The sequence below is a fragment of the Prevotella sp. 885 genome, assembly GCF_002265625.1.
In the GTDB taxonomy this organism is placed as follows: domain Bacteria; phylum Bacteroidota; class Bacteroidia; order Bacteroidales; family Bacteroidaceae; genus Prevotella.
On sequence record NZ_NOVE01000042.1, the window covers coordinates 21,491 to 30,987 of the forward strand.

Here is a 9,497-nt window from a genome sequence, read left to right on the forward strand (position 1 = left end):
TTTTTTATTCTTTTTATCCTTCGAACTCCGGCTTGTCGTTCTTCTCCTCCTTCTTGAGAGGAGCGTTGTGCTCGAAGACGTCCATAATCTTTGTGTCTGCGATGTTCACAATCTCATAGTCGATGGCAGTCTTGCCCATCGATTCGTCGATGTTCTTCACAGCAGCGTTGAATGAAGCTGCCTGCACGAGGAAGTTCACATTAGAACGCTTCTCCTTTGCAGTCTTCTCGTCCACCACTACGAAGGCGAGCTTAGCCTTATACCAGTGGCTGTCGTTCTCGTTATCGCTGAAGAAAATCTCACCGTACGAAGCAGGCGAAATGCTCTTTACGTTGAAGTCGCCGCTTACATATGGCTCCATCTCCTTTGTTATCACCTCTTCTGCCTCACCGAAAGTGAGAGCGTCCACTACGTATGTCTCGTTCACCTTCTTCTGACCATCCTCTGTCTGGCGCTCGTAACGCACTGTGGTCTCAAACCAATTTGCTGTTCTTGATCTCATTTGTCTTTTTATGTTTTTATCTTTTCGTTCGTTTTGTCGTTTGCCCAACGATAAGGGAAGACAAAATTAATAATTAATTCTGAATAATAAATGTAGTTTACGATATTTATTATTTCCGGGGCATATACAAACAAAAAAGCCGGAAAAACATTTCGTTCTTCCAGCTTCATCTTAGTTGGCGGTGCGTACGAGACTCGAACTCGTGACCCCATGCGTGACAGGCATGTATTCTAACCAACTGAACTAACGCACCAAAATCACTAATTGCTTTTGGATGGCTACCGTGTCATTTTTTTAGCGAGTGCAAAGGTAGAGATTTTTTCTGAAACTCCAAAACTTTTCATCTCTTTTTTTTAAAAAATTTTCTGCATTACTATCGCATCCTTGTACGTCATGCCATCAAACAGCCACTCTTTCAGCACATTACACCCCGTAAAGCCAGTTTCAGAAAAAAGCTGCTGTGATGCCATATTGTCCGTAGCGATGATGGCATAGAGCTGATGTAGGTGGAGAGTGCGTAGCGCATAATGACACACCTGGCGCACTGCGTCGCGTGCCAGACCGCGTCCACGATACTCCGCCATCACCACTACGCTCACTTCAGCGCGTCTGTTGGAGGCGTCAAAGTTGAAGACATCCACCAGTCCCACCCTATTGCCGCTCCGGTCCTCCATCACCATCCTCACCTGTCCGTCGGCATAAATGTCGTTAGAAGCATTGGCGATGTAGTCATGCAGCACGTAGCGCGAGTAAGGAACGTTCGTACAACCGACGTCCCACACCTCCTTGTCATTCTCCATAGCGTAGAGAAAGTCGAGGTCTTCAGGCTCCATGGCCCTCAGCCTCACAATAGCGTCATCATTCATTTGAATATGTCCTCACCGGTTATCACTATATTGGTCTTCGGATTATAGGTTCCGATGCGCACCGTTTCCTTTGGACTGCGCTGGAAGATGCCAAATATGTCCTTATAGCTGTATGCTCCCGTATCGTACACCACGTACGTACGTGCCGCATCCTGCACATCCAAGCCCAGATGTCCGTCCGGCATATCGTTGGCATGCCCTTCGAAGAAGTCGGCTTCCAAGGCGTTGCGCTTCGCTATCTGACGACACTTCGCCACCGCCTTACGCGATCCTATAAATATATAATGTGGCGTAATGCGTTTGCGATGGCTTAGCAGTCCGAGCTTTTTCTCCACGGAATGTATCTGCATCTTCACGAACGTCGCCGTGGCCTTCACGTAGATGGCGGTCTTTACGGGCAGCGAAACCAGCAGACTCATGCCGCCGTAATGCTTGCGGAAGAATATCAGCATGGCGTCATAGAAGACGTGCACGTAACGGAAAGACGACTTATGTGCGCTCTCTCCCTTGTAATGCAATATCACGGAAGGCAGATACCAGTTCTCATAACCTCCCTTCAAGAGGCGGTAAGAGAGGTCGATGTCCTCGCCGTACATAAAGAAGTCTTCGTCCAGCAAGCCTATCTTGTCCAGCGCCGAGCGTCTGAGCATGCAGAAAGCACCGCTTATCACCTCTATCTGCGTCGGCTCGTCCCACGAGAGATAACTCATATAGTACTTGCCGAAACGTCGGCTCTGAGGATACTTGGCGCACAGACCACTCATCTTATAGAAAGCCGTCATCGGCGAAGGCAGACCGCGGCGCGACTCCATAGCCGAGCGTCCGTCGTCGCAGAGCATCCTCACTCCTGCCCCACCCGCATTTGGATGGTCTTCCATGAAGCTGAGCACGTCACGGATGGAGTCTTCAGCCACGATGGTGTCAGGATTGAGCAGCAGCACATACTCGCCACAGCTTTGCTTTATGGCCACGTTGTTGGCACGTGAGAAGCCGAGGTTATGGTTGCTGTTTATGAAGTTTATCTCAGGAAAGCGTTCGGTGATATATTCCACGGTACCGTCGCCGGAATGGTTGTCCACGACATATATCTCCGCCTCAATGCCTTCCGTTGCCTTCTCCACAGCCAGCAGACATTGCTCCAGATAGAACCTTACCTTATAGCTTACTATTATAACAGAGAGTTTCAATGGTATGTATGATTTTTGGGATTATTTATTTATCTCCGACTCGCAACGCGCCTTTGTCGGAACAATAAAGGTGAGCGCCAGCAGCAGGACAATGGCCAGATAGCCGAACGCCACGTTCATATACAGATAATACAGTATGGTGTTTATCACCATCGGCAGGCAAAGCGCCAGCAGACGCGTCATACCGAAGCGCAGCAATGCCTCCGCCGACACCAGCTTCTTGCGTATGGCCTCAAAGCGGAAGAGGCGCAGCATGAAGGGAATGGCGCAGATGGAAACCAGCTCCATCACCATCGTCAGCACAAACTCGTCGCTGCCACCGCTCTTAAGGATGCCGGAGGGCAGGAGTTCTGTCTCGAACAGCACCACCGTCAAACCCGATATGGCAAGCGACGCTATGTACGTCGCCATCAATGATTGTTGTGTTTTCTTCATCGTTCGTTGTTGTCGTTATTCATCACCGTGCGGTTGAGCAAAGCTCTGCCCAGCGTCACCTCATCGGTATATTCCAGTTCGTCGCCCACGGATATGCCGCGTGCAATGACGCTCACCACCACGTCGTAGCCCGAGAGCTTGCGCGAGATATAGAAGTTGGTGGTGTCGCCCTCCATCGTAGAGCTTAAAGCCAAAATCACCTCCTTCACTCCACCGTTCGCCACGCGCTCCACAAGCGAGTCCACCTCGATATCGCTCGGTCCGATGCCGTCCATCGGCGATATGATACCGCCCAGCACATGATAGAGCCCGCGATACTGCTGCGTATGCTCCACAGCCATGACGTCACGTATGTTCTCCACAACGCATATCGTGGAGGCGTCACGCTGACGGTCGGCGCATATCGGGCAGATGTCGGTGTCGCTGATGTTGTGGCAGACCTGACAATACTTTATGTTGGAGCGCATGTCCGTTAGGGCATTGGCAAAGGCGCTGACCTCCTCTTCGGGACGGCGCAGCATATCGAGGACAAGGCGCAGCGATGTCTTGCGCCCTATCCCCGGCAGTTTCGAGAATTCAGCCACGGCCTTCTCCAGGAGTTTCGACGGATAAGCTTCCTCCATCATTCCTTGAAGAGATAAATTCCCACGCCGAGGCGTAGGCCGATTGTGGAAAAGTCGCTGTGCTTCTTGAACGACTGGTCGTAATATATGGCTGGCTCTACGGTCACCGTGCGACTGAGGAAGAAGGCGTAACCCACTTCCACGCCCGGCATGATGTCGTCATAACCGCCGCTGGCATGCAGAAACTTACAGTTGGCACCGAGGAAGACGCCGTTCTGCTCTATATAGTAGCGTCCGCCCACGCCCACCATAAACTTGGTGGGTACGGCGTCATTGCCGCTACGCTCGTATGAAGTCTGTCCGAGGAGCATAAGGTCGTCCGAAACCATATAGCCTGCCTGTGCCTGCACGCCAAGCGTAAACTTGTCAGCACCCGTATATTTCATATTAAGCCCCGTCAGCGAACCTCCGACATACACCTTTCCGGCCTCAAACTGGGCATTTGCGGCTACCGTAGTAAGAAGGGCTACCGCCATCGCAATAAGTTTCTTTCTCATAAATATGAATGGATATAGTTATTGTAATTGCAAAAGTAATAAAAATATCTCTACTCACATCCATGTGACATGACAATAATAAGACAGCCCTTTAGTTTTTTTTACGGGAAATATATAACTTTGCAATCCAAAAAGTAAAACAATCCACACATGACAAGAATTATCAGAAAATTATTAGCTACATTAATAATCGCCACAGCATTCTTCACTTCCGCCTCCTCACAGCCCAAGCATGAGGTGCGTGCTGTATGGCTAACCACCATCGGCGGCATCGACTGGCCACATTCATACGCCCAGTCAGTATGGTCTATAGAGAAGCAGAAGGACGAACTGCGCTCCATCCTTGACCGTCTGGAGAAGGCGGGCATCAATACCGTGCTACTGCAGACCCGCATACGCGGCACCGTCATCTATCCCTCCAACATCGAGCCGTGGGACGGATGTCTGTCCGGATTTCCGGGCAAGAGCCCAGATTACGACGCGCTGCGCTTTGCCATCGACGAGTGTCACAAGCGTGGCATGGAGGCACACGCATGGATTGTGACAATGCCCGTGGGAAAGTGGGACGCACTCGGATGTAAGCGCCTGCGCAGCAAGATGCCGGGCAACATCATAAAGATAAAGGCAGACGGATATATGAACCCCGAGTCGGCACAGACCGCCAACTACCTTGCGGATATCTGCGAGGAGGTGACACGCGGCTACGACATCGACGGCATCCACCTCGACTATATACGCTATCCCGAGAATCTGCCCAAGCTAAAGAAGCTGAACCCGAGCGTGGCACGCGAAAATATCACACGCATCGTACGTACCATATCAAAGCGCGTCAAGACTCTCAAGCCGTGGGTGAAGATGAGCTGCTCGCCGATTGGCAAGTATGACAACACGTCACGCTATTGGAGTCATGGATGGGACGCATACAACACGGTTTATCAGGACGCCGTGGCATGGCTACGTGACGGACTCATGGACGAGGTGTTCCCGATGATGTATTTCCGCGACAACAACTTCTTCCCATTTGCTCTTGACTGGAAGGAGCAGAGCCACGGAAGGATTGTCGTGCCTGGCCTTGGCATCTATTTCATGTCGCCAAGAGAGAAAGACTGGCCATTGACCGACATCACCCGCCAGCTCTTCTTCCTGCGCGACATCGGCATGGGTCACGCCTATTTCCGATCGAAGTTCTTCACGGACAACACTAAGGGCATCTACGATTTCGCCACAAACGAATACGGCACGTATCCGTCTCTCATCCCGCCGATGACATGGGCAAAGGCTGCGTCCCCCAAAAAGCCATACGACCTTACCTTCACGACGCAGAAGGACGGCGCCATGCGCATGACATGGCAACATCAGGTGAAGGACACCACCATGATGCTCTTCAACGTCTATTCATCCACCTCCTATCCCGTGGACACAAAGGACGCCCGCAACCTCGTGGCTATACGCCGCCAAGCACGCTCCCTGCTCATCCCGTCAGAAAAGGGACGCCATTACGCCGTGACCGCCACCGACCGCTACGGCAACGAAAGCCTTGCCCTTCAGGAAGCTTACACAGCCTACACGTCAGCCCCGCAGCAAAGCCCCGACTTGCTGAAGTGCGACGGTCGCATACTGCAAGTGCCTGACGAAGTGATGCTCACCGACGCACAGTATCTGCTCGTAGAGACAATGCAGGGGGCGGCTGTAGCCACACTCCCCTACAAGCGCCTCTCCACCACCGTGAACATCACCAGCATCCCCAACGGCATCTACCACCTGCGAACCCTAAACCGCAAGGGAAGAAGCCACCGTCTGGGCACGTTTATCGTAAAGAGGATTTAGCCATAAAATGGAGGTTTTGCCGAGACAATATTTGCATTCCTGATGCTCAATACTATGAGTTGAACGCACTAAGAAATCTTTGGTGCGAAATTCTTGAGTTTTGAGCGTGTAATAATAACACACTGACACTCTGTAGATTACGCTACTAAGAAGAGAAATGTGCAATGAATGACTGAGCTAAACAAGCATCATTGGGTTGCAATAGCGCCACTTTTACACTACAATAGCGCCACTTTTATCATGCAATAGCGCCACTTTTGCACTCTAATAGTGGCACTATTGTAGTGTAAAAGTGGCGCTATTGTTAAGCATGGGGCTGTTTGCACAGTAAAACACCATAAAAACAGCAATCTAAATCTCTAGAATCAATTTTTATTTTGTAACAAGTTTTTACTCTTTGGACGATATTTGCATAGCGGACGGCGGACGCCGTCCGAATTAGGAATTTTGAGTTTTGAATTAGGAATTGTGCGCCATGGCGCATTATGAGTTGTTCAGTTTTAATTGATAGGATGAAACCTGTCTTCATGTCTTCTTGTTAAAAAATATTGATTCAGTTCCCGTAAGCGCTTATACCAAAAGAAGCGAGAGTCCATTCCGACAGAAATGAGCTCTCGCTTCAATTTATTCTAAATACTAATGGCGCTGTTTTAGACAATTCCCTGCGCCATCATTGCCTTAGCAACCTTCAGGAATCCGGCAACGTTGGCACCGCGGACGTAATTGATGTAGCCGTCAGGCTGTGTGCCGTACTTCACGCAGTTGGCATGGATGTCGTTCATAATGCCGTGAAGCTTGGCGTCAACCTCCTCGCTGCTCCAGCGGAGACGCTCCGAATTCTGACTCATCTCAAGACCCGAAACTGCCACACCACCTGCATTGGCTGCCTTGCCGGGAGCATAAAGCAGTCCGGCTTCCTGGAACACCTTGATGGCCTCCGGCGTGGAAGGCATGTTGGCACCCTCGCTAACGGCAATCACACCGTTGGCAACAAGCGTGCGTGCGTCGTCGCCGTCAATCTCGTTCTGCGTGGCAGACGGAAGGGCGATGTCTGCCTTCTCGCCCCAAGGACGTGCACCAGCCACGTACTTTACGCCGTATTCCTCAGCATACTCACGGATACGACCGCGCTCCACGTTCTTCAACTCCTTCACATAGGCAAGTTTCTCGGCGTCGATGCGTCCGGATCGTAGATATAACCGTCCGAATCAGACAATGTCACGGGCACCGCACCAAGCTGGATGAGCTTCTCCACGGTGTACTGAGCCACATTGCCCGAGCCGCTCACGAGGACACGCTTTCCTGCAAGCTCGATGCCGCGGGTCTTGAGCATGTTCTCAAGGAAATAGACGTTGCCGTAACCCGTAGCCTCGGGACGGATGAGCGATCCACCGAACTCCTGCCCCTTGCCGGTAAGCACGCCGACGAAAGTATGGGTGAGCTTCTTATACTGGCCGAACATATAGCCGACCTCACGACCGCCTACGCCGATGTCGCCAGCCGGAACGTCCTCATCAGGACCGATGTGGCGATAAAGCTCGTTCATGAAAGCCTGACAGAAACGCATCACCTCAGCATTGCTCTTGCCACGCGGAGAGAAGTCGGAACCGCCCTTGGCGCCTCCCATCGGCAGCGTGGTGAGCGCATTCTTGAAGGTCTGCTCGAAGGCAAGGAACTTAAGGATGGAGGGATTGACGGAAGAATGAAAGCGAATGCCGCCCTTGTACGGACCGATGGCGTTGTTGTGCTGAATACGATAACCCATATTGGTCTGCACGTTGCCCTTGTCGTCCACCCATGTCACACGGAAGGAGATGATGCGGTCAGGTATGCAAAGACGCTCAATGAGGTTGGCACGGTCGAACTCGGGATGGCGGTTATACTCATCCTCAATGGTACCGAGAACCTGGCTCACAGCCTGGATGTACTCAGGCTCGTTGGGGAAGCGCTGGTTAAGACGCTCTACGATTTCTGTTGCTTTCATTGTTTTTTGTTGGTGTTTTTGATTAATATGATTATTATCCTTTTCTAAAATTCAAACTATATCTATCTTAATACGTACGCGAGACATCACCTCTCGCTGAGCGGTGTGTATTCCTTCACGCCGAGCACGTTCTTGTATGCAGGGCGTATGATGCGGCGCCCCTCGAAGTTTAGCTCCTCTATTCTGTGCGCCATCCAGCCTACGATACGCGCCATAGCGAACATCGGCGTATAGATTTCCTGCGGCAGACCTATCATCTCGTAGATGAAGCCCGAATAGAAGTCGACGTTGGCGCATATCGGCTTTGCCGTCTTGCGATGTGCCTGCACACACTTTATGCCCTCCTGTTCAAGGAGTCGGAGGAAATCGTATTCGGCTTCGCGTCCCTTCTCGCGTGCCAGTTCGCCGGCAAGCCTCTTGAGCTGCTTGGCGCGAGGATCGCTGAGCGTATAGACAGCATGACCGATGCCGTATATCAGACCTGCACCGTCGTATGCCTCCTTGTTAAGGATGCGGTTCAGATAAGTGTCAATCTCGTCCACCGACGTCCAGTCATGGATGTTCTCCATAAGATGATGCAGCATGTTTATCACCTTTATGTTGGCTCCGCCATGAAGCGGACCCTTCAGCGAACCGATGCCGGCAGCAATGCTCGAGTAAGTGTCGGTGCGGCTGGACGACGTAACGCGGACGGTGAAGGTGGAGTTGTTACCGCCGCCATGCTCCGCCTGAATGACGAGCAGGAGGTCAAGCATTCGCGCATCAAGCTCCGTAAAGTCCTCGTGCTTGAGCATGTAGAGGAAGTTCTCCGCTATGGACATGTTCTCCCTTGGATGGCGTATGTGCAGCGAACGTCCCTGCACGCTGTGACGATAGATGTTGTAAGCGTAGGCTATGACGGTGGGGAAACGCGCTATAAGTTCCACAGCCTGACGCATGAGATTGTCGCGCGAAAGGTCGTCGGGCGTGGGGTCGAAAGTATACATCTCAAGCACGCTGCGCGCAAGGATGTTCATGATGTTAGAGCCTTCGAGGTCTATGATATGTACGATGGTCTTATGGTCGAGCGACATATTCTCATTGATAAGCTGCTTGAACGACTCGAGATCTTCCTTGTCGGGCAGATTGCCAGACAAAAGAAGATAGGCTATCTCCTCAAAGCCGAAACGATGCTCTTCGATGAGAGGCGTGACAAGCTCGTTCAGCTCATAGCCACGATAGAAAAGCTTACCCTCAGTAGGCACAAGACCGCCTTCAGCGTCGCGCTCGTATCCAACCACGTTTCCGATATTGGTAAGACCTACAAGCACACCGCTGCCGTCTTCATTGCGCAAACCACGTTTCACACCATACTTCTGAAACAATCCTGTGTCAATCTTGCATGATGTCTTAACCTCGTCAGACAGCTTATAAATCAAATAGTCCTTGTTCATATCTTTTTACCTTAGAGGTAGAGTGTTCAAAATTTAGATATAAATCTGACATAAAAAGTGCAAGAATTCAGCTCGTTAAGTTGCTGACATTTAACACTTTATATTGCGAAATAGTTCTTTGAAAAGTTGCATAACTCGTTGAT

8 protein-coding genes, 1 tRNA gene and 1 pseudogene are annotated in these 9,497 nt (G+C 51.0%); 1 reads left to right on the forward strand and 9 read right to left on the reverse strand.

Annotated features, from left to right (window positions below; translation table 11 throughout):
• Positions 1-13: 13 nt before the first annotated feature.
• From CHL74_RS11485 to CHL74_RS11515, 7 genes are all read right to left on the reverse strand, one after another.
• Entirely contained in the window at positions 14-502 is a 489-nt protein-coding gene (locus CHL74_RS11485; RefSeq protein ID WP_094881290.1) for a DUF4494 domain-containing protein, read from the reverse strand.
• Positions 503-678: 176 nt separating this feature from the next.
• Positions 679-755 (reverse strand) — tRNA-Asp (locus CHL74_RS11490).
• Positions 756-855: 100 nt separating this feature from the next.
• A complete protein-coding gene (locus CHL74_RS11495; protein ID WP_094881291.1) occupies positions 856-1,368 on the reverse strand; it encodes a GNAT family N-acetyltransferase in 513 nt (170 codons plus the stop codon).
• Positions 1,365-2,555, reverse strand: coding sequence for a glycosyltransferase family 2 protein (locus CHL74_RS11500; protein WP_094881293.1), 1,191 nt, complete (start codon positions 2,553-2,555; stop codon positions 1,365-1,367). Before CHL74_RS11500 ends, CHL74_RS11495 begins: the two co-directional genes overlap by 4 nt.
• 21 nt (positions 2,556-2,576) lie before the next feature.
• A complete protein-coding gene (locus CHL74_RS11505) occupies positions 2,577-2,990 on the reverse strand; it encodes a hypothetical protein (RefSeq protein WP_094881294.1) in 414 nt (137 codons plus the stop codon).
• Entirely contained in the window at positions 2,987-3,613 is a 627-nt protein-coding gene (recR, locus tag CHL74_RS11510; protein ID WP_094881303.1) for a recombination mediator RecR, read from the reverse strand. The genes CHL74_RS11505 and recR overlap by 4 nt, the downstream gene beginning before the upstream one ends.
• A complete protein-coding gene (locus CHL74_RS11515; RefSeq protein WP_094881296.1) occupies positions 3,613-4,110 on the reverse strand; it encodes an outer membrane beta-barrel protein in 498 nt (165 codons plus the stop codon). Before CHL74_RS11515 ends, recR begins: the two co-directional genes overlap by 1 nt.
• Positions 4,111-4,260: 150 nt before the next feature.
• Between CHL74_RS11515 and CHL74_RS11520 the strand changes: the two genes are divergently transcribed.
• Positions 4,261-5,937 carry a glycoside hydrolase family 10 protein gene (locus CHL74_RS11520; RefSeq protein ID WP_094881297.1) on the forward strand — a complete coding sequence of 559 codons (1,677 nt, stop codon included), beginning with the start codon at positions 4,261-4,263 and terminating at the stop codon, positions 5,935-5,937.
• A gap of 650 nt (positions 5,938-6,587) precedes the next feature.
• Here CHL74_RS11520 and CHL74_RS11525 read toward each other — a convergent pair.
• Positions 6,588-7,921, reverse strand: a pseudogene (locus CHL74_RS11525) (NADP-specific glutamate dehydrogenase).
• An 86-nt stretch (positions 7,922-8,007) separates the two neighbouring features.
• Entirely contained in the window at positions 8,008-9,354 is a 1,347-nt protein-coding gene (locus CHL74_RS11530; protein ID WP_094881299.1) for a citrate/2-methylcitrate synthase, read from the reverse strand.
• Positions 9,355-9,497: the final 143 nt, after the last annotated feature.